General features: G+C 39.4%; 1 pseudogene. It reads right to left on the reverse strand.

The window, feature by feature from the left end:
• Positions 1-826: pseudogene (locus tag INF73_RS21740) on the reverse strand (hypothetical protein); the annotation flags it as partial.
• Between the last annotated feature and the right edge of the window lie 319 nt (positions 827-1,145).

The following is a 1,145-nucleotide window of genomic DNA, read 5'->3' on the forward strand; positions in this document are numbered from 1 at the left end:
CTATAAAAGGCAACAGAAACGTATATAACACTTCTATATTAACAGCAAACAGAATTGACAGCAGTGAGTACCAAAGTGTTATACGCAACAATATTTTTTGGTAGTAACCTGCATTGGTCTGCCGAACGTCCCGAAAAGCATTTCGAAAAACAATAAAGTAGAAAATAACAGCCATAAAACCGCTATGAATAACTGAAAAGAGAATACCTGATTTTGCAGAAAGATAGTTACCAGTATCGATCATATCATTGATTTCGGACAGGTTAAGCGAAAACGGTGTAAGACTATTGCCTATTCTTATAGCTGCCTCAAGCGGATGAACGAACCAGGCGGTATAGGTTCCATACCCCTCACCAAGCGGATAGTAGAATAAACTACAAACGGCCCATAGCGAGGTGATCAGGCGTGTGCTAACGCTGGTGAAATTTTCAATATCAACCATCAACGCAGGAAGTACCGTATGCATAACAATATAAATGACTATTCCTGCAACCGGGATAAGTGCAAACAGTGATTTTAGTTTCTGAATCAATGTCATGTTGAAATAGAATACCAGCAGCCCGCCAAACATGATCAACACTAGTGAGGACTTAGAGCCAATCAACATGTTACCCGCTAGCAGCGCCCCCCAAAGAATAAGTCTGACCAGATTAACGTTGCTGAGGGTAATCGCCAATAACAAAAAGATATTAAACGTAAAAGCGGCTATTGACGGTTCGGGCGAGAGCAAGCGTTGCCGCAATCCAACGCCATAGCCTTCCATGCTAAGGTGAAACGGTGCAAGTACATCAGGCGCAACAAATTCTATAGCAATAATCAATGTCATAAAAAACGCGATTAAAATAACCGCTTTGTTCAGAAATTTTCTGCTTACAGCGCGTATTGCATAACCTGCACAATAAATAGTCAAGAAATAGAAAAAATAATAAGAAGAAGCAAAGATATGCTTACTGAGAACAGACACTCCGTACGAATTTAGTATAGTTCCTTCAGTAATATAGAACCAGAAACACTGGATAAGCGAGATGCTAAATGTCAGCAAAAAATAGATCATAAAGAGTCGACTGTACTTATCAAAGTATAGACAAAACTTATTATGAACAAGAAATAGCATAAAGATAATCGCCGAGGCTACCCACATTGGA

The sequence above is a fragment of the Enterobacter cloacae complex sp. P6RS genome (assembly GCF_014982245.1).
Lineage (GTDB): Bacteria > Pseudomonadota > Gammaproteobacteria > Enterobacterales > Enterobacteriaceae > Enterobacter > Enterobacter bugandensis.